Origin of the sequence: Mucilaginibacter arboris, assembly GCF_009754915.1 — a bacterium.
Taxonomy (GTDB): domain Bacteria; phylum Bacteroidota; class Bacteroidia; order Sphingobacteriales; family Sphingobacteriaceae; genus Mucilaginibacter_A; species Mucilaginibacter_A arboris.
On record NZ_WPIK01000026.1, the window covers coordinates 1 to 19,846 of the forward strand.

The window sequence follows — 19,846 nt, forward strand, 5'->3', positions numbered from 1 at the left end:
CGGCAAAGCCTTCGCCACAAACGGGACAAGCTACGACGCCGCAGGCAACAGCTATCAAAACAGTATTAAACTTGATCCGTTCATGTCTGCAATATTAGTTACCGATGTGCCATCAACCACAACTTCCACTACTGCTGCTACCTGCTCGGCTACCGGTACTATATTACGGGAAGAGTGGGATAATATAGGCGGTACAAGCATCTCAGACATCCCGCTTCAAAAAGCACCTTCTTCTACCAGCCAGTTAACTTCTTTTGAAGGCCCTTTAAATGTGGCAGATAATTATGGTTCACGTATCCGTGGGTATATTTGTCCGCCCCAAACCGGAAGTTATACTTTCTGGCTTGCAACCGATGATGCCGGTGAACTCTGGCTTTCCACAGATAGCACCGTGGCCAACAAAGTCAGGATTGCCAATGTGGATGGATATACGGATTACCGGCAATGGGACAAGTTTGCTTCCCAAAAATCTGCTTCCATTACCCTGCAGGCCGGAAAGAAATATTATATAGAAGCCTTGCAGAAAGAAGGCGGCGGCGGCGATAACCTTTCTGTACAATGGCAATTACCGGATGCAAGCATGGAAACACCCATTGCTGGAGGCCATCTTTCGCCTTACGTAGATACAACTGCAAAAGCTACAATTGCAGGTACAGGTTCTATTACAAGGGACGAGTGGGACAATGTAGGCGGAACAGGTATTTCTGATATCCCGCTTCAAAATGCACCAACTTCAACTACGCAGGTTACTTCTTTTGAAGGCCCAAAAGATGTGGCCGATAATTATGCTTCACGTATCCGAGGGTATATCTATGCCCCCCAAACCGGAAGTTATACGTTCTGGCTTGCAACCGATGATGCTGGCGAACTTTGGCTTTCTACCGATGACCAGCCTGTTAATAAAACCAGGATTGCCAATGTTGACGGCTGGACAAATTACCGGGAATGGGGTAAATATCCTTCCCAAAAATCAATTTCAATTACGTTACAGGCAGGAAAGAAATATTATGTAGAGGCCTTACAAAAAGAAGGCGGCGGCGGCGATAACCTTTCCGTACAATGGCAACTACCGGATGGAACGATGGAAACGCCGATAGCAGGGAGCCATTTGGCGCCTTATACAGCTACTACGGCAGATCAAACTATTGCTTTTGCAGCCCTTGCTTCTAAAACCAATGGAGATGCCCCTTTTGGCCTAACGGCTACTGCTTCGTCAGGCCTTTCCGTAGGTTTCCGTGTTGTTTCTGGCCCGGCTACTATTTCTGGCAGTACCCTTACACTAACTGGTGATGGCACTGTTACGGTAGAAGCTTCACAAACTGGCAATGCAAATTTTAATGCTGCAAAAACAGTATCACAAAGTTTTGTTGTATTGCCTGCTTCCACAACTTGTTCTGCCACTGGCACAATTTTGCGTGAAGAATGGGACAATGTTCCCGGAAATAATATTTCAGATTTTTCATTTCAAGCTGCACCAACTTCAACCAATCAGTTAACATCTTTTGAAGGGCCGGTAAATACTCACGACAATTACGCTTCCCGTATCCGCGGTTACATTTGTATTCCTCAAACAGGTAATTACACCTTTTGGATTGCAGGTGATGATGCTGCCGAACTTTGGCTTTCAACAGATGATAATCCTGATAATAAAGTAAGGATTGCAAACTTGCTTAGCTGGACAGGTTACCGTGAGTGGAATAAGTTTGATTCACAAAAATCTGCATCTATAACTTTACAAGCAGGAAAGAAATATTATGTAGAAGCTTTGCAAAAACAAGGCGGCGGCGGCGACAACTTATCTGTACAATGGCAATTGCCAAACGGAACAGTTGAAAGTCCGTTGCCGGGAAAATATCTTTCACCTTATTTTTCTCAGCAGCTAACAACATCTTCTTTAAACGCAAGCATCATTAACACGCAGTCAATTGCAACGGCCAATCCGTTAGCTGCAACAGTAAAGCAAGGTTTATTTGTGTACCCGAACCCGGCTTCCCAGCAAACCAATGTGGAGTTTACTTTAGCCGAAGCAGGGCAAACGGATATTGCTTTATACAATACAAAGGGACAATTAATGGGTAAATTGTTTTCGGGAACAACAGAAGCGAACATTAAAACAAATTTTATACTAAGTGCAGGTGCGCTCCAAAATGGTGTTTACATTATCCATTTAACAAGCGGAAAAAGTAACCTGACAAAGAAACTTATAGTTGTGAAATAAATAGAATATAAACTGGAGCATGTAATAAAATAAAATTGCTTCAAATTGCTAATAAATAAAGCTGGAGTATAATTATCCTTTAACTTCTCCACTAAACAGAATAATGCATATTATATAAAGTCTAATATATTTTTTCAATTAAAATAGTTTCCCCTAAATAGGTTACAGTTAAAAATACTTAAGATTCCAAAAGTTAATTGTAAATTTCTAATGGACTTTATATAAAAAGAATACTTGTAATGCTTCTTTTACCTGCTAAAAATATTTTCCATATTTTATAAAATAGAAAAGTATTTAAACAAAAAGCAGGCATAAAAGAAGTATTGGTATTATTCATAAAAATAGTTATAGGCGTATGTATTGGCACTTTATTAAATCTCAAGGGTAAATTTTATGTTTTTATAAAATGCTTAAAGCATTTTACAACAAATCCTTCTGCAATAGAATTCCGTATCTTGTATAAAATATTATTATGGTTATTGTAAAACAAAAATAATTTTAAGCTGTGTATATTTTATATTAACACCTAAAAACCAATATATTATGAAAACCAAAGTATTTTTTATCGCACCTTTAGCTTTGCTGTTGTTTTTATCAGAAGTTAAAGCAATTGATGTTAGTTCATCAAAAAAGACAGTTCGAAAAGTTCGTGCAATTGATAAAAGTGCACTTATAGCAGAGGTTACACGAAATTTAGAGTATGACTTTGCAAAAGCAAGTATACGGAATGCTTATTATGATAATTTAAACAAATTGGTTAAACTTGTAATAGAAGATGATTATGTAGTATCGCTGCGTGGACATGCAGATTCAATTGGAAAGTATAAACCAAATTGGGTACTTTCAGAAAAAAGGGCATTAGCGGTTAAGAATTATTTAGTTTCTAAAGGGGTAAAAAAAGACCGGGTTGTAGCAATACCTTATGGCAGTACCATACCTATTGCTACAAATAAAACTCCCGAAGGGCGTCAAAAAAACAGAAGGGTTGAAATTAGATTAAAAGAAATAAATAAATAAAGTGTATTTTATTTATTCACTTTAAAAGTTTATTCTAATGTGTAATTAAAGGTTAATTTCAAATTGCTGTTTTAATTTGATTTCAGAAAGTTAACACATGCTTCTTTTATCCTATGTTTTTATTGTAAAGTAATTTAATAGAAAGATTAAAGTTTTTTTATAGGGTAAAAGAAGCATATAGTACTAATTAAACCCTTAATATGTTTCAAGCTGATAATTTTTAATAGACAATTTTAATTAAAGGTTATCTGATTGAAATGTATTACAGATGTTTTTATTGCTATATTATATCTATATATTTATTGCTTGTAATTATTGTTTAAATCGAATATATGAAGTCAAATTTTAAAATAGTTTTTTTATTTTTAATCTATCAGGTGCTACTATCTTCTTGTGCGGATGTTAGAAAGTCGATATATTTTTCCAATCAAAAAGATACTACTATTAACTCAAAAAATGTAGCCCCTTTAACCTATATTCAACCTAATGATTTATTAAGTATTGCCGTTAGCAGTTTGAACCCTGAAGCAACTGCTATATTTAATACACCTAACAATTCTTACGTAAGTTCTTCATCTGCATCAGGCTTAAATTTGCAATCTCCTGGCTATTTGGTAAACACAGATGGGTTTATTCAGTTTCCGGTTATTGGAAATATAAAAGTTGCAGGCTTAACCACTACACAACTAAAAAACGAACTAACCCAAACTCTTCTTAGCAGGAAGCTTTTAGTTGACCCGGTTGTTGTAGTAAGGCAGTTAAATTTTAAAGTTAGTGTGTTAGGGGAAGTTGCACATCCAACAGTAATTAACGTACCAAGTGAAAAAATTTCGTTATTGGAAGCACTTGGGCTTGCAGGAGACATAACTATTTTTGGCAGAAAAGATAATGTTACAGTAATTAGGGAAGAAAACGGAAAAAAAGTAATAAAAAGATTAAATTTGAATTCAAACGAGCTTTTTTACTCTCAATATTATTACCTCAAATCTAATGATATTGTTATTGTTGAAGCCAATAAAACAAAGGTATCCAGTTCAGGGCAAACAGTAGTAATCCTGCCAATTGTTTTAAGCGGTTTATCTTTCATTGCAATTATAGTTAGTAGCATACTTAGAAAATAATTTTATTATGAATAGAAAAATTTCTGAAGATAAGGACTCAAATTTTAGCAGTAGCTTTATATTTAGATATTTACCATATTGGCCGCTTTTTTTAATTTTAATATTAATAAGTTTTGGTGGTGCGTGGTTTTATTTAAAACTTGCCACTCCTGTTTATGAAACTGATGCCCGTATATTGATTAAAGATGAAAAGAAGGGATCAGAAGATTCTAAAACTTTAGAATCATTGGACTTGATTTCTCCTAAAAAAATCATAGATAATGAAATAGAAGTACTGCAATCAAAAAGTCTTCTTAACAGTGTAGTTAAAAATCTTAATTTATATGCCCCTGTTTCTGCGGAAACAAGATTTAATACTATATCGGCCTATGCAAATTCTCCTGTTATAATTGTTCCTGATAGTAATACTATGAAACAAGTTAACAAAGTATATTTCACCGCCAATAGTAACAGTGTTAAATTTAATAATAAAACATATCCCTTAAATGAATGGGTTGATACTCCTTATGGCAGGTTGGAATTTAAAAAGAATAAATACTATACAACTGATGAAACCAACAAAAAACTGTTCTTTTCATTAATTAATCCTAAAAAAGTAGTTTCTTCTTTAGCCTCAAGGTTAACTGTTACCGCTGCTAATAAATTATCAAGTATTGTTAATATTAGTTTCAAAGATGAAATCCCTGAGCGTGGTGAGGATGTTGTAAATGAATTGATAAAAGTTTATAATAGATCTATTATCGACGAAAAAAATACACTTGCAAGAAACACTTCACAATTTATAGATGAACGCCTGGCACGTGTTGGAGAAGATCTTGTAACCATTGAACATAAAATGCAGGCTTATAAAGCTGATAAAGGCGCAGTTGATGTTGATACGCAAGGGAAATTGTTTTTAGAAAATGTTAGTTCCAACGATCAAAAGGTTAGTGAAATTAATACTAAATTATCTGTATTAAACCAGGTTGAAAATTCTGTAAGGTCTAAAGATCTGTCAAGTGGTATTGTACCATCAATGGCTGGGGTAGATGACCCAAGTTTAACACAGATGGTAAAAAACATTTTCGATTTGCAAATTGAAGCAGAAAGTTTAAAGAAAACCACAGGTGAAAATAACCCTCTCTATGTTTCCTATATAGATAGGATAGAAAAAATAAGGCCTCAGATTTTACAGAATGTAGAAAATCAAAAGCAAAGCTTACTGGCAAGTAAGAGTAATATTTCTACTACAAATAATTCTTATTCATCTGTTTTACAATCTATGCCCGAAACACAAAGGCAGCTGGTAGATATTAGTCGTGATCAGGCTCAAAAAAGTAGTCTTTATGCCTTTCTTGAGCAAAAGAAAGAAGAGACAGAACTATCTTATGTTTCCAGTTTATTTGGCAGTAAAGTTATTGATCAGGCAGAATCATCAGAATATCCGGTAAGCCCTAAAAAGAAATTTGTTTATCTGATAGCTACCCTTTTAGCGCTTGTAACAGGATTTGGAATAGTTGTAGGAAAAGAGACTTTGAGAAGCAAGGTGATGTTCCAAAAAGAAATTGAAAATTTAACCCAGCTGCCGGTTATAGGTGAAATAACTGCCGAAAAATCAAAAAATGCGATCGTTATTGGCAATAACCAAAAAACACTTATTGCAGAGCAATTTAGAAAATTAAGAACTACCTTAAATTATTTAGGGATAGGCGGTAATCATAAACGTATATTAATAACTTCTGCCATTTCCGGGGAAGGTAAGAGTTTTGTTGCTGCAAACCTTGCTATTAGCCTTTCTTTAACTGGTAAAAAAGTTGTTTTACTTGATTTTGATTTAAATAATCCATCATTAGCTGCAAAACTAAATATTGATTCTGACCATGTAGGTGTTACAGAATATTTACAGGGAACAACAGGTCCGGATAAAATAATCAGGCCAACGGAAATTGATGAAAACTTGTTTTTTATTTCTACCGGAAAGCTTCCCAAAAACCCTTCAGAATTAATTATGAATGAAAAAGCAGGAGATTTGTTAAACTATTTAGACGGAATATTTGATTACATTGTAATTGATGTTGCTCCTGTTGGGCCTGTTTCTGATGCTTATATCTTATCACCTTTTTGTGATGCAACACTTTATATTGTTAGGCATGGTTTTACACCAAAAGTGTTTATTGAAAGAATAGATGAAAACAATCGATTAAATAAATTAACTAACGCTGCAATTGTATTTAATGGTGTATCTAACAGAGGTATTGCACATAAATACGGTTACGGATATGGATATGGTTACGGCTATACTTACGATGATAGGAAAAGTAATAAACTTTTTCCGGCACTTAGAAAATAATAATAGAAATATTGCTGATTTAGCATTTTTGTGATGCTTCTTTTAGCTATGAAAAACCTTTATGTTGAAAAACATAAAGGTTTTTTAGTTTAATTAATTTTTAATAAGCTTTTAAACTTTTTTAATAAATTAGTAAAAACGTTTAATTCTTTTTATGGTATTTATTAAGTACAAATGCAGGTAGAAAGGAATTTATAGAGCTAAAAAGCAAATTATTGAACCTTTTCTGTATAAATTAATAATTTTGAATGATTTTTTAATCTTAAATGCTTATTACTTGTGAAAGAAATGTAACAGAGTAATAAATTTTTTACAGCAAAAAGAATCTTTAAAGTACATTAAACAAATTAAAACGGGCCTTTTTGCGTATGTAATTATTTATTTGAATATACAATGCTAAAGGCTTATATTATTATAGCTCATAAAAACCCGGAGCAACTGCTTCGTTTAATAAAAATATTAGATGACGGATGTTCTGTTTTTTTTGTTCATATCGACAAAAGGGTTTCTATAAATCATTTTACAGCATTAAAATCTTTAGGCAGCAAAGTGAATTTAGTTAAAAGGGTTTACTCAGACTGGGGCGCCTTTGGCCTTGTTCAATGTACCTTAAATGCAATGATTGCTATTAAAGAATCAGCAATGGCATTCAATAGAATTATTTTACTAAGCGGACAAGATTATCCAATTAAAAGTAATGATTATATAAATAACTATTTTCAAAAAACGCCGTATTCAATATTTTTTGAATACTGGCCATTGCCCAATTATAACAAATGGCCTAAAAATAAAGGCGGCATGTATAGGGTAAATAAATACTTTTTTGGGTTCAATTTTTATCAAATGTTTTTTTCTAAGTTATTAAACTTTATTTCAAATTTTTTTCCGGCTTTAAAAAGAAAAATTCCAGGCAAAATGAAACCTTTTGCTGGTTCTCAATGGTGGATTATAGATATGTATGCGTTAGATTATATTTTAAATTTTGTTAAAAAATATCCCATATATACATCTTTTCATAAGCATACTTTTGCTTCTGATGAATTATTTTTTCAAATGATCCTTTTGAATAGTAAAGATGAAAAGTTGTTAAGCAGTATAGAAAATGATAACAAAAGGTTTATTAAATGGAAATCAGCTTCAAAGTCTCATCCTGAAACTATAGATAGATCCGATTTAAACGACATAGTAAATTCACCTGCGTTTTTTGCAAGAAAATTTGATTTAAACTATGATTCTAATATTTTAGATTTAATTGATCAAACATGCCTTAACCAGCAAATATCTGCATAAACAAATCTTTAGTATATTTATCAGTCGATATAATTCATCTAAAAAAGTATTATTTTCTGTTCATGAATAAAAATGTTTTAAAGTGGAATTTCGTTTTTCAATACGGCTATGTTTTAACTAATATATTTAATTCTATTATTTTACTTCCGCTTTATATAAAGCATATTGATTCTGCAACATTAGGAATATGGTTAGCAACAGGTAATATTTTGGCTTGGATAACACTAACAGACCCAGGTGTTGGTGATGTTTTGCAGCAAAAAATAGCTGAACTTAGAGGCAAAAACTTGAATGAAGAAGTTAGCTTAACAATTGGTTCCGGCTTTATTGCATCAAGTATAATTCTTGTTTTTTCTATATTAATTGGGTTTGTATTTTATTTTCTACTTGGTACAATTATTAACAAGGATGTATCTGTTTATCCGCATTTACAAACCGCTTTAATGCTTTCTATTATTGCTATTGGTATGTCTTTAGTTTCCTTTAGCATGTCGGGCATTAACCAGGGTTTGCAAAATTCTGCTGATGTTGCAAAAGCAACCGTTTTTGCAAATGTGCTTTTTTTAATGGTTAATATATTGTTTTTATATCAAGGCTTTGGCGTCATATCAATTGCTTTTTCCAATTTAACAAGGTCTGTTTTTATCAATGTTTACAATATTGTTTCCTTAAAAAGAGTATTGAATAAAGAAAACCTCCTCATAAATTTTAATATACCTTATTTTAAAAAGTTTATTAAAATTTTTTCTTTTACTTCTATATCAAGAATAATTACCGGATTATCAGGAAGTGTAGATATGATTATACTTGCCCGCTTTATCCCTCCAAGCATGATAACTGTTTATGAAATTAACAAACGGCCTATTAACATGACTTCCGGTTTAATTGGCCGTCATTCTGTTGCTTTAATGCCTTTGATCTCTCATGGAAAAGGTAAAGGCGACAAAGAAAGTATCATTAATTTTATTAATACACAGTTTAGGGTTTATTCTTATGCAGCCTTGTTTACTTCCTTTATGTTCTGGTTAACTTACCGCAACCTGATTTCACTTTGGACCGGTAGTTCAAAATATGCCGGGGATACCATTATGCATTTATTGGTGGCTAATTTTTTTATTGGGTTAATTGGTTATTTTATGTCAAATATGGGCTATGCATTAGGCGACATTAAAATGAACAGCTTAATTAATATGGTAAAAGGGGTAGTATTAGGGACTTTAATGTTTTTTGTTGCCAAAAAATTCGGGATTGTAGGAACGCTATGCGTTACCTTGTCGGTAGCATTTTTTACTGATTTTTCTTACTTTACCTATCGGCTTTTTAAATTGGGCTATCTTCAATATGCTTTGATAAAAAACCTGTTTAGTGTTTGGATAATAATAGTACCGCTTAGCTTACTTGTAGGATTGGGATGCAAGTTACTGGTTGGACATTTATTTGCTGAAAACATCTATTTATTAAAATTATTAGTAAGCGCATCAATTTTTACAATTTTCTTTATATTGCTGGTATTGCTTTTTGATATAGAAATACGTAATACAATTAAAGATTTAAAAGATAAATTTTTAGTTAGTCCTTTTTATAAACTGAAAATTAAAAGAGCGTAATGAAAAGTTATATTTGATTTTGTAATTTATAGCCATATTTACGATTCTGATACTATGCCAAAATTAATTGTAATGCTTCGCGTAAAAGACGGAATATTTTTCGTTGATGAATGGCTGGAAAATGTAGAAAAATTAGTTGACGAAATTGTAGTAGTAGATAATGGTTCAACAGATGGGACTTATGAAGTTTTAAAAGCACATCCAAAAGTTGTTGATATTGTTCGTACAGAAGGTTTTAATGAGGGAAGGGATAAAAATCTGGTTTACGCAATGGCCCGCAAAAGAAATCCAGACTGGTGTTTATGGATTGATATAGATGAGATTTTTGAGCCAGAACTTACCCGTGCCGATTTTGATAGGTTGATGGAGCGTAAAGTAGTGAATAAATATGGTTTCCGGAGGTTTCATTTCATAGACCGCGAGTATTTTGCTGGTTCAAAATCCAGGTTACATTATTCTTCTGGGCATGATAGATTGATGTGGCGCGAATCGGCAAAAGGTTATTTTGAAGATTTTATTATTGATTCGCCTAACGTAAAAGGTATAAAAGGGCTACGGATAAATACAGATTTCAGGTTAAAGCACCTTGGTTATATCAACAAAGACATCGTTGACAAAAAAGCTGAGATTTACAGGGCAATCATACCGGAAAAGGAAGGGACCTTTCAGGAAATGTATCTGCGTAATGAGCGAAAAATAAAATGGATCGATAAAAGAAGCAGCTTAAAAGTTAGAAAATTAAATTGGCTTTTAACTTATCTCAGGTTTACTACTTTATTGCCACGTGGTATAAATAAAGCAGTAAGCATCATAAAAAAGGTATTGAAAAAAACTCATTTGCAAAAAACAGTTAAAGCAAAATGAATACAATTATCAAAATATTCAATTATAGGTTTACTGTAAAAGAATTTCTGATTCTGTTTTTTGGTTATTTGTTTATGGAGCAAATTTTCTCCTGGTTATTTGCCCCTACGTCCGAAATAATCCAACCTTATCAAAAAATATTCGGCTTTGTAATTTATGGTTATATGCTGTATAACATTAACGAACTGAAATTTAATGAAAGGATATTCATAGGCATATTTACACTTTTGCTGTTAAGATTGGTATTAGAATCTTTATACGTTTACAATACTTTTTTTCAGCAGTTAACTATGTATTATGTACTGTTTCCGGCTATATATTCCATATTTATAAAAAACCTGTGCCGTACCTACGATTTTGATCTGTTGGAATTTATGGCCAAGTTTTACCTCTATACTTATATTGTTTTTATGGCCATATATGGTAGAGGTTTTTCGTTTAGTTTAGAAGGTTTGGACCTGGAGGATCTGGGCGTGTTTTCAGGTGACGGCCGTATCATTCATGCCACTTCTATATTCATGATGATCCTTCCATTTTTGTGGTATTTAAACAAGTTTATCAAAACAAAAAAAGGAATAGATTTTATTCCATTGGCGTTTTGCTTCATTGTTATTCTTATTCATCAACACCGTTCTGTTTGGGGTAGTTGTATTGCTGCAATTGTAATTTATTTAGGCATTAGTATGCATGTAAATAAGGAGAGGGTTCCCAGAATATGGGGCTTGATAGTGGGCGGTATAGTATTGTTAGTTCTTGCCTATTTTTTTGTTTCTACCTTGTTCCCTGAGTTAACTACTTTTTTGGGCCAAAGGTTCAGTGATATTCTTGACCTTAACAAACAGGAAAGCACAGGTCGTTTTCGGGTAGAGCAACGTGAAGTTTATGGAAGGCTCTTTTGGGAACGCCCTGTTTTTGGATGGACTTTTGAAGGATTTGAGATGCCTAATCCATTAGTGGATTGGTGGCCGGAAAAAACCGGGCAGCATTTTCATGAAGGATTTATGGAAGTGCTTTTTTATCATGGTATTGTTGGCCTGTTATTTAAATATGGGTTTATATTTTATCTGGCGGTAAGGGCGTTTAGCAAAAAACTAAGCGAATCAACAGTTGTCTTAATAGCATTTTGCCTTTCAGGCATATTGTTTTCTTTAAGTTATGTTCCTCAAACTGTTTTTTGGGGCCATGTAGGTTTATGTTTGTATTATTTGGAAAAAGATGACCTGAAAAGCGAGGAAGACGATGATTTAATTGAGGACGATGAATTTTACATAGAAGATGAACCTAAATTACCTAAGCAAATTTTTAAAGGCAGAAAAACAGTTCCTCAATTAAACAATGCTAATTAAAGTATATTACTACTAATGAATTATATATGTACCTGGCTTTGTGCAGATGAAAAAGGAAAAGAAAGTATTTTCCCACAAACCGGCGAATTATCATCCTCTGCAAAACATCAGAATATTTACTGGCGTTGTGTCCTCTTATTTTACATTACCAGTAAGCGCTTTAATACAAAAGAAAAGCATTTGTTGTTTACTAACGTTAAAAACTTACCTCTTGTAGATGGTAAATCTGTTAGTAATGTTTTAAAAGATTTGGATGTAACAGTTATTTATACTGATTTCAAATACAAAACACCTTCAAATTATTTTGGCTCTTTCCAAAATCAGTTTTACGAATTTTCCATATTAGAATACATCAGTCAGAACCATCAGAATATAGATGATAATTATCTGATTTTAGATTCCGACTGTATTTTTATTAAGCCTGTTAAGCCATTGTTTGATGCGGCATCACAACAAGGTTTTATATCTTTTAAAGACCCCGTTAAACCAGATTATGTTATTAACGGGTTAAGCAGAAACGATTTAAAAACAGTTTATCAGGAGTTAATGCAAACAGAAATTTCTGAAATACCTGATTATCATTTAGGTGAATTTTTACTGTGCAGCGTAAAAAATATTCAGAAAATTTACCAGGACTTCAAGGGATTATGGCCGGTTTTATTGGAACGGAATGAAAAAGGTTTAATGAAGTTTAACGAAGAAGCACATACTTTAAGTTATCTTTATTTTAAAAATGGTTTCCGTGCAAGTACAGATGCTTCTTTTATGAGGAGAATCTGGACAAACCCTGTTTTTTATCGGGAAGTAAGGCCATCAGATACAGAACTAATTATCTGGCATTTACCTTCCGAAAAAATATTTGGTATTGATACTTTATACAATCTGTTTTTTAATAAATCCAGTAATTATGGCTTAAATATAAACAATCAGGATTTCATTGCAATCGTTCAAAAAGCAGTAAGTGTGCCTCGTTTATCTTTAAAAATGAAGCTGAAATATTATTTGGTGAGTTATTATAAAGCACTTAAAAAAAGGTTTAACAAACTTCCTGTTGTTAGAAAACTACTGCTAAAAACAGCATAATCATTTTTTAATATGACGATTGCCGTACTCCTTACTACATTCAACAGAAAGCAGAAAACGTTGGCGTGTTTGCAAAGCCTGAAAAATCAGAAATTACCAGAGGATGTAAGTTTAAAAATATTTTTAACGGATGATGCTTCTGCTGATGGTACTGCAGATGCAGTTAAAAGTGTGTTTCCTGATGTACATATTTATCATGGTAACGGCTCTTTATTTTGGGCTGGTGGAATGCGGAATACCTGGCAACAGGCATTATCAGCTGATGTAAATTACTACCTGCTGTTAAATGATGATACGCTTTTAAAAGAAACAGCTATTTACAATCTATTGAAATGCAGCAATTATGTAAAAAGTAAAGGCTCAAAACCTGCCATTTGTATTGGAAGCACTGCTGATGACGAGACCGGAAAAATTTCGTATGGTGGCAGAAAACTTAATTCTGCAAAAAGCTGGGATGGCGGGTATTTCGTATATAGCGAAACAGAATATGTAAATTGTGATGTTGCCAATGCTAATATTTTATTGGTCCCGGCAGAAATTGTAAAGCATTTAGGGATTTTATCGGAAAAATTTACGCATGGTTTAGCAGATTATGATTATACGCTAAAAGCTAAAAAAGCAGGGTTCGGTTTAGTTGTAGCACCTGGTTTTTTAGGTACTTGTATTGATGATCATGGCAATAACTGGAAATCGGCAAATACAACTTTAAAAGAAAGGATTGCTTATTTAAAGAGTCCGAAAGGATTGGCTTATCATGAGTTTTTAGGTTTTATAAAAGAACATTTTCCGCGATACTATCCTGTTGCTTTTTTTAAGTTATGGCTAAAAACCTTGTTCCCTTTCATTTGGGATACTTTCAAAAATAAATGATTAATGGAAAAAACGATTATCGGAGTTTTTTGCTATAAAAGGGCTGCTAAACTAAAAGCATCAATGGAAGCTTTGCTTAAAAACCCGGAATGTGCTTCCTTGGATATTATTTTTTTTGCAGATGGCTACAAGGGCGATAAAGACAAACAAGGTGTGCTGGAAACCAGGGCTTATATCGATTCGCTTACTGGGTTTAAAAATGTTTACAAGCATTATAGGGACAGAAATTTTAGCACCGGCCCCAATTTTCATACCGGCTTAACTTATCTATCCAACAATTACGATCGGTTTGTTATTGTTGAAGACGATTTGGTTGTTACACCTAATTATGTTAAATATCTGTTGGATGGTTTAGATTTTTATAAGAATGAAAAATCAGTGTTTTGTGTAACTGGTTTTTGTTTCCCCCTAAAAATTAAAAATTATCCTTATGATAGCATTATTGCAAACCGTTTTTGTTCTTACGGTTGGGCAAGCTGGTCTGACAGGGTGAAAAATGTGATTTGGGATAAAGAAGGATTAAGTAACCTGATTAAAACTTCACCCAACTTCAAAAGCCGTTTAAATAAAGAAGGAATGGATTTGTACCGGATGGTTAAAAAAGAAATAGCCGGAATTATATCAACTTGGGATATCCAAATGCAGGTGCATGTTTCAGAACATCGGTTAAAAGTAGTTTATCCAATTATTTCCAAAGGGACTAATATTGGTTTTGATCAGGAATCTACCAATACTTTTGGGATTGATTATTTACAAACGCCACAAGATCCGGGAATAAAAAGAGAATTTAAATTTTGCGGTGTTGATGTAATAGAACCAAATTTACAAAAGCAGTTAAAAAAGCCTTATGGTTTACCAGCCTTAGCTACACGGAAAATAATTAACAACATTATTAAGTTTGGTTCCAGGTTTAGGAAAAGCAATTGATATGGATGCTTCTTTTATCATACAAAAATTAGTATTACAAAGAGCGGGGAAGCCGAATTAAAATTGATAGGCTAAAAGAAGCATCACAAAACAAAATACCACAAGAATTAATATTCATGAAAAAAGCCGTAGTAATTGGGTCAGGAATTTCAGGACTAAGTATTTCAAGAATGCTTTCCGACAGATATGAAGTGCAAATTTTAGAAAAATCTGATAAGGCTGGCGGCCTGATTAAATGCGACCGGATTGATGGCAATCTTTTTCATAAAGTTGGCGGCCATGTTTTTAATAGTAAAGATCAAACTGTATTAAATTGGTTTTGGCAGCATTTCGACAGAGACCAGGAATTTTTGAAAGCAACCCGAAATGCAAAAATTTTGCTTAACGAAAAGCTGATTGGTTATCCATTAGAAAATTATTTGTACCAGCTTCCGGAAAATGAAACAAGGGCAATTGTGGAAGAACTTGTCCAAATGCTGGTTAATGAAAAAGATAAAGATGTTAATTATGATAATTTCAGGGATTTTTTAATTGGTAATTTCGGAGAGAACTTATATCGATTATATTTTGGCCCGTACAACTCAAAGATCTGGAACACCGATATTAGTAAAGTTCCGTTAGAGTGGCTTGATGGAAAATTGCCAATGCCGCAAATTAAAGAGGTAATTATGAGCAATATCATCAAAAAAGAAGAAAGCACAATGGTGCATGCTTCTTTTTATTACCCGAAAAGAGATGGTTCGCAATTTATAGTAAACCGTTTATCGGAAGGCCAGAATATTAATCTTTCATTTCAGGTAACTGATATTTCTGTAGATGCTGAAGGCCGATTATCAATAAATAATGGAAGCAACCTGGCTGATTTGCTAATTTATTGCGGAGATGTGCGCCAATTAAGTAAAATTATGCGCATTGATGACCGGGAGTTAAAAGACGCACTGGAAAGCGTTGCTGATCTTCCTTCCAACGGAACGTCTAATGTTTTGTGCGAAACAGATGAAAATAATATTTCCTGGCTCTATCTTCCCGAAGAAAAATTTAAAGCGCATAGGATTATTTATACTGGTAATTTTAGCGATACCAATAATGAAGGCACCAATAGAAAGACTTGCGTTGTAGAATTTTCTGGTAAGCAGGATAAAGAAACGATGTTACAGGAACTGAAGAGCTTACCGGGAAATTTAAAACCTCTTGCTTTTAACTATGAACCAAATTCTTACATCATCCAGCATAAAGGAACAAGAAGTAAAATTTCAAATTTAAAATCGCAATTAGCAAAATACAACGTATATTTATTAGGCAGGTTTGCAGAATGGGAATATTACAATATGGATAAAGCAATAGAATCGGCTATGGAGTTGAACGTCAAACTGACGTAAACAGTAATATTATTAATGTGAAGGTTTTAGTAATTCATACAAGTTACCAATACAAAGGTGGGGAAGATACGGTTGTAGCAGAAGAAATTAAGCTATTACAATTGCAGGGGATTATGGTAGAGTTGTTAGAATTTAACAATCACAAAAATGCTTTTTTAAAGCTGTTGCAACTGCCATTTAACCTTCAATCTTACTTTAAAACTAAAGAGGCATTAGCTTTATTTAAGCCAGATATTGTTCATATCCATAACCTCCATTTTGGAGGATCTCCATCGGTAATTTATGCCATTAAAAGAAGCAAGATACCTTTTGTTATCACGCTTCATAATTATAGATTGTTGTGTCCATCAGGGATTCTTTTTCATAATGGTAAACTTTTCCTGGATTCTTTAAGCAACAAATTTCCATGGAAAGCAGTGGGTTCGGGTGTTTATAAAAACTCTAAGCTTATTACTTTTTGGCTAAGTTTATCTATTTATTTACATAATAAATTGGGTACCTGGAAAATATGTAACCGATACATTGTTTTGAGCGAACATGCAAAAAAGTTGTTTTTAAGTTCAAATTTAGGGTTATCAGCAAGTCAGTTTGTTGTAAAACCAAACTTCTGTTCTGACCCAATTTTGAAAAACCAGCAAGCTCAGGATTACTTTTTATATGTGGGCAGGCTTTCGGAAGAAAAAGGTATAATGCTTCTTTTATCGGTGTTTTCTTCTTGTCCTTACAAAGTTAAAATTGCAGGAGACGGCCCGCTTAAAGACGAAGTAGTAAAATACAGTTCAAGATTTCCAAACATTGAATTTTTAGGTATTTTAAACAAAACAGAAGTTTTTACTATATTAGAAAGTTGTTCTGCACTTGTATTTCCGTCTATTTGGTTTGAAGGTATGCCTTTAACTATTATTGAAGCTTTTGCTTGCGGAATACCGGTTATTTCGTCCAGGATTGGTGCTATGGAAACGATGATTACTCCTGATTATAACGGGTTACATTTCGAAGTTCAAAGCAAAGAGGGTTTCAGAAAAAAGTTAGATGATTGGCATAATTTGTCTGAAGTACAAAAGCAGGAATACCGTTTAAATGCCCGAAAAACATACGAAAATTATTATACGCCCGATAAAAATGCACAACAGCTTTTAGCAATTTATAACGATGTTATGAATGAGGAAAAGTTGCTCCTGGCCGAAACTTTATAATTTTTCATACTAAACTTTATAATTTCATCCTATTAAATATTTGATAAATGAATAGTAAGGTAGCCCTTATTTTTGTTTTTAATCATAAATATGATAAGAACATTGATGTATTAGAAAACCTGTATAAAAACCGTTTTTCTAACATATATCATTTAGTGCCTTTCTACGAAGGAGATAAGCAAAATGTTATACCTGTTTATGAAAGTTCACAACATTTTCAAGGCTATTTAGCACAAGGCTATAAAAAATACTTTAAGGAAGAATACGAACATTATTTTTTTATTGGAGATGATTTGGTGCTTAATCCTGCTATTAACGAAAACAATTACAAGCAGTATTTTCATCTTTCAGAAAATGCAAGTTATATACCCGAAATCCATACACTTCATCATTTAACCAATAATGATACCTTGCGTTTTTTACCTGTTAAAAGTATCACCGGAAAAAAAAGATGGCATTGGTGCAAGATCAAAGAGTTAGTCGAAAATTATAAACACAAAGCTTATGCTGTAGAAAATGCCAACGAAATGCCTTCGTACAAAGAAGCGGAAGCAATTTTGAAGAATCATGGTTATGAAATCCAAGCATTAACTTACCGTGATTTGCATGGAGATGTTTTTCCATTAACTTCGGCAACTCTAAAGTATGCTGCCAATTTAAAATCGTATTTTAAAAAGTTTCCCCTGGCTTATCCTGTAGTTGGTTCTTATTCTGATATTGTAATTGTTTCCAAGTCTTCTATCAAAAAGTTTTGTCATTACTGTGGCGTTTTTGCAACCAATAAACTTTTTGTTGAGTTTGCCATACCAACAGCTTTACTTTTGGCTTCTGAAAAAGTAGTTACTGAAAAAGAAATAGGTAAAAGAGGAAGTATTTATTGGCTTTATACCCAGCCAGAATTGGAAAAATATAATGAAGATATGAGGCCTTATAATCTAAGTTTGAAAGATTTAATGCAAAAATTTCCGGAAGACAAATTGTATATTCATCCAATTAAATTATCAAAATGGAAAACGGAAACTATATGAAAAAGTTTATTTAAGAACCTGTTTAAATTTGTTCAGCTTATTTTATATGCTTCTTTTATCACCTAAAAAGTAACAATATTTCGCGCTTTTTGCGTCTTTAGCCATTACAAAAACAAAATTTACAAGCAATAAAAAAGCATTATCATTTTCCTTAATAAAAAATTTAAACAGGCTCTAAGATTTTAGTATAATTTATATTTAATGGAACATAAGAATGATGTTGCGCTAATAATTGTTTTTAATCATAGATATGATAAAAACATTGAAGTTCTGGAAAAAATATATAAAGAACGGTTTAGTTACATTTATTACTTAGTTCCTTTTTACGATGGAAACAAGCCCAATGTAATATCGGTTTATGAGAATTCATACTATTTTCAGGGATATTTTGTACAGGGTTTTAAGCAGTATTTTCACGATAGGTTTTTACATTATTTTTTTGTAGCTGATGATATTGTTCTTAATCCGGATATCAATGAAAATAATTATCAGCAGCATTTTAGTCTTTCAGGTTCAGCAAGTTTTATTCCTGAAGTTTACAGCCTTGATAACATAAATGATAATATGTTATATTGTTCTCCTGCAACAATTAAAGATGGGATAGCAAAACTTAGAAACAAAAATGTAAAGAAGTGGAACTGGTGCAGGGTTTGGGAAGCATATCATTATAATCCACAACAAAACGGGGTAGAAAGTACGAAAGAATTACCCGGATATGAAGAAGCATTATCGCTTCTTAAAAGGCATGGAATTAACATTAATCAATTAAGTTATGTAGATGTTTTTGGAGGCCCTAAAGTTCCTAATAGTTTTAAATTTATAATAAAAAATATAAATTATATAATCGGGGAAGAACTTCTAAGACTAAAATACAAGCTTAAATATCCTCTTGCTGGTTCTTATTCTGATATTGTAATTGTTTCTCATCAATCCATTAAAAAATTTATACATTACTGTGGGGTTTTCACTGCTACAAAATTATTTGTTGAATTGGCTATTCCAACAGCTTTATTATTGGCAAGCGGGGATGTTGCAACTGAACCTAAAATTGGGAAAAGAGGCCAGGTTTTTTGGCCATATTCAAAAAAGAGAAAGCGGTTATATCAAGAAGAAATGGAAAAATATAATTATAAACTTGATAATTTAATTTCCTTGTTTCCCAAAGAGAAATTGTATATTCATCCTATCAAGTTATCAAAATGGAAATAAAAAAGTATTTTGAATTCTATCACATTTTGTGTTAGAATTAATATGCTTTAAGTAACTTGAGTAAAATATTATAGGTATAAAAGAAGTATCAAGGCTTGGGCTTATTTAAATTTTATTCAGTAATAATTTTTATGCTTCTTTTACCCTATAAAAATATTTTTCTTTTTTGTGTTTTTAATAAATATAATTTTACCACTCTATTTTCTTAAGCAAAAAGAAGCTATATTTTTTCTGATATAAACTTAGTAGGCTCTAATATTTAACATTTATACCTCTTGTAAAAATTATACTATAGATTTTAATAGTTAATGAAATATTTGCTTACAATTTTTCTATTAGGTTATTTTTCTACGATTTCGCGA

15 protein-coding genes are annotated in these 19,846 nt (G+C 32.6%); all 15 read left to right on the plus strand.

All coding sequences use genetic code 11. The annotated features are described in order from the left end of the window. The first annotated feature begins 82 nt into the window (after positions 1-82). The 15 genes from GO621_RS18105 to GO621_RS18175 all read left to right on the plus strand — a co-directional run bounded on the left by GO621_RS18105 (position 83) and on the right by GO621_RS18175 (position 19,484). The gene (locus GO621_RS18105; RefSeq protein ID WP_198170308.1) at positions 83-2,218 is read left to right on the plus strand and encodes a PA14 domain-containing protein; all 2,136 of its coding nucleotides are present in this window, start codon (positions 83-85) and stop codon (positions 2,216-2,218) included. 543 nt (positions 2,219-2,761) lie between these two features. Then, positions 2,762-3,235: an OmpA family protein gene (locus GO621_RS18110; protein WP_157569678.1), complete on the plus strand. Its 474-nt coding sequence runs from the start codon at positions 2,762-2,764 to the stop codon at positions 3,233-3,235. 377 nt (positions 3,236-3,612) lie between these two features. Further along, positions 3,613-4,356: a polysaccharide biosynthesis/export family protein gene (locus GO621_RS18115; protein WP_198170309.1), complete on the plus strand. Its 744-nt coding sequence runs from the start codon at positions 3,613-3,615 to the stop codon at positions 4,354-4,356. Positions 4,357-4,363: 7 nt separating this feature from the next. After that, positions 4,364-6,685 (plus strand): GumC family protein, encoded by a 2,322-nt coding sequence (locus GO621_RS18120; protein WP_157569682.1) that lies wholly within the window; start codon positions 4,364-4,366, stop codon positions 6,683-6,685. A gap of 393 nt (positions 6,686-7,078) precedes the next feature. Then, on the plus strand, positions 7,079-7,975 hold the full coding sequence (locus tag GO621_RS18125; RefSeq protein WP_157569684.1) for a beta-1,6-N-acetylglucosaminyltransferase: 897 nt from the start codon (positions 7,079-7,081) through the stop codon (positions 7,973-7,975). A gap of 62 nt (positions 7,976-8,037) precedes the next feature. Then, positions 8,038-9,582, plus strand: a complete 1,545-nt coding sequence (locus tag GO621_RS18130; RefSeq protein WP_157569686.1) for a lipopolysaccharide biosynthesis protein — start codon at positions 8,038-8,040, stop codon at positions 9,580-9,582. Between the two features lie 54 nt (positions 9,583-9,636). Next, the gene (locus tag GO621_RS18135) at positions 9,637-10,446 is read left to right on the plus strand and encodes a glycosyltransferase family 2 protein (protein WP_157569688.1); all 810 of its coding nucleotides are present in this window, start codon (positions 9,637-9,639) and stop codon (positions 10,444-10,446) included. Beyond that, the gene (locus GO621_RS18140; protein WP_157569690.1) at positions 10,443-11,792 is read left to right on the plus strand and encodes an O-antigen ligase family protein; all 1,350 of its coding nucleotides are present in this window, start codon (positions 10,443-10,445) and stop codon (positions 11,790-11,792) included. Before GO621_RS18135 ends, GO621_RS18140 begins: the two co-directional genes overlap by 4 nt. A 15-nt stretch (positions 11,793-11,807) precedes the next feature. Beyond that, positions 11,808-12,875 carry a hypothetical protein gene (locus GO621_RS18145; protein WP_157569692.1) on the plus strand — a complete coding sequence of 356 codons (1,068 nt, stop codon included), beginning with the start codon at positions 11,808-11,810 and terminating at the stop codon, positions 12,873-12,875. A 12-nt stretch (positions 12,876-12,887) separates the two neighbouring features. Then, complete coding sequence (locus tag GO621_RS18150; protein ID WP_157569694.1) at positions 12,888-13,745, plus strand: glycosyltransferase family 2 protein; 858 nt, start codon at positions 12,888-12,890, stop codon at positions 13,743-13,745. Positions 13,746-13,748: 3 nt separating this feature from the next. Continuing rightward, complete coding sequence (locus GO621_RS18155) at positions 13,749-14,672, plus strand: glycosyltransferase family protein (protein WP_157569696.1); 924 nt, start codon at positions 13,749-13,751, stop codon at positions 14,670-14,672. Between the two features lie 116 nt (positions 14,673-14,788). After that, on the plus strand, positions 14,789-16,051 hold the full coding sequence (locus tag GO621_RS18160; protein ID WP_157569698.1) for a protoporphyrinogen/coproporphyrinogen oxidase: 1,263 nt from the start codon (positions 14,789-14,791) through the stop codon (positions 16,049-16,051). A gap of 17 nt (positions 16,052-16,068) precedes the next feature. Beyond that, on the plus strand, positions 16,069-17,247 hold the full coding sequence (locus GO621_RS18165) for a glycosyltransferase family 4 protein (RefSeq protein ID WP_157569700.1): 1,179 nt from the start codon (positions 16,069-16,071) through the stop codon (positions 17,245-17,247). 47 nt (positions 17,248-17,294) lie between these two features. After that, entirely contained in the window at positions 17,295-18,275 is a 981-nt protein-coding gene (locus GO621_RS18170; RefSeq protein WP_157569702.1) for a hypothetical protein, read from the plus strand. A gap of 201 nt (positions 18,276-18,476) precedes the next feature. Next, on the plus strand, positions 18,477-19,484 hold the full coding sequence (locus tag GO621_RS18175) for a hypothetical protein (RefSeq protein WP_157569704.1): 1,008 nt from the start codon (positions 18,477-18,479) through the stop codon (positions 19,482-19,484). Positions 19,485-19,846: the final 362 nt, after the last annotated feature.

Excerpts from the sequence above, each read along its gene's own strand:
- GO621_RS18105 (WP_198170308.1), top strand. The coding sequence starts at position 83 with ATGTCTGCAATATTAGTTACCGATGTGCCATCAACCACAACTTCCACT.
- GO621_RS18110 (WP_157569678.1), top strand. The coding sequence starts at position 2,762 with ATGAAAACCAAAGTATTTTTTATCGCACCTTTAGCTTTGCTGTTGTTT.
- GO621_RS18120 (WP_157569682.1), top strand. The coding sequence starts at position 4,364 with ATGAATAGAAAAATTTCTGAAGATAAGGACTCAAATTTTAGCAGTAGC.
- GO621_RS18125 (WP_157569684.1), top strand. The coding sequence starts at position 7,079 with ATGCTAAAGGCTTATATTATTATAGCTCATAAAAACCCGGAGCAACTG.
- GO621_RS18130 (WP_157569686.1), top strand. The coding sequence starts at position 8,038 with ATGAATAAAAATGTTTTAAAGTGGAATTTCGTTTTTCAATACGGCTAT.
- GO621_RS18135 (WP_157569688.1), top strand. The coding sequence starts at position 9,637 with ATGCCAAAATTAATTGTAATGCTTCGCGTAAAAGACGGAATATTTTTC.
- GO621_RS18140 (WP_157569690.1), top strand. The coding sequence starts at position 10,443 with ATGAATACAATTATCAAAATATTCAATTATAGGTTTACTGTAAAAGAA.
- GO621_RS18145 (WP_157569692.1), top strand. The coding sequence starts at position 11,808 with ATGAATTATATATGTACCTGGCTTTGTGCAGATGAAAAAGGAAAAGAA.
- GO621_RS18150 (WP_157569694.1), top strand. The coding sequence starts at position 12,888 with ATGACGATTGCCGTACTCCTTACTACATTCAACAGAAAGCAGAAAACG.
- GO621_RS18155 (WP_157569696.1), top strand. The coding sequence starts at position 13,749 with ATGGAAAAAACGATTATCGGAGTTTTTTGCTATAAAAGGGCTGCTAAA.
- GO621_RS18160 (WP_157569698.1), top strand. The coding sequence starts at position 14,789 with ATGAAAAAAGCCGTAGTAATTGGGTCAGGAATTTCAGGACTAAGTATT.
- GO621_RS18170 (WP_157569702.1), top strand. The coding sequence starts at position 17,295 with ATGAATAGTAAGGTAGCCCTTATTTTTGTTTTTAATCATAAATATGAT.
- GO621_RS18175 (WP_157569704.1), top strand. The coding sequence starts at position 18,477 with ATGGAACATAAGAATGATGTTGCGCTAATAATTGTTTTTAATCATAGA.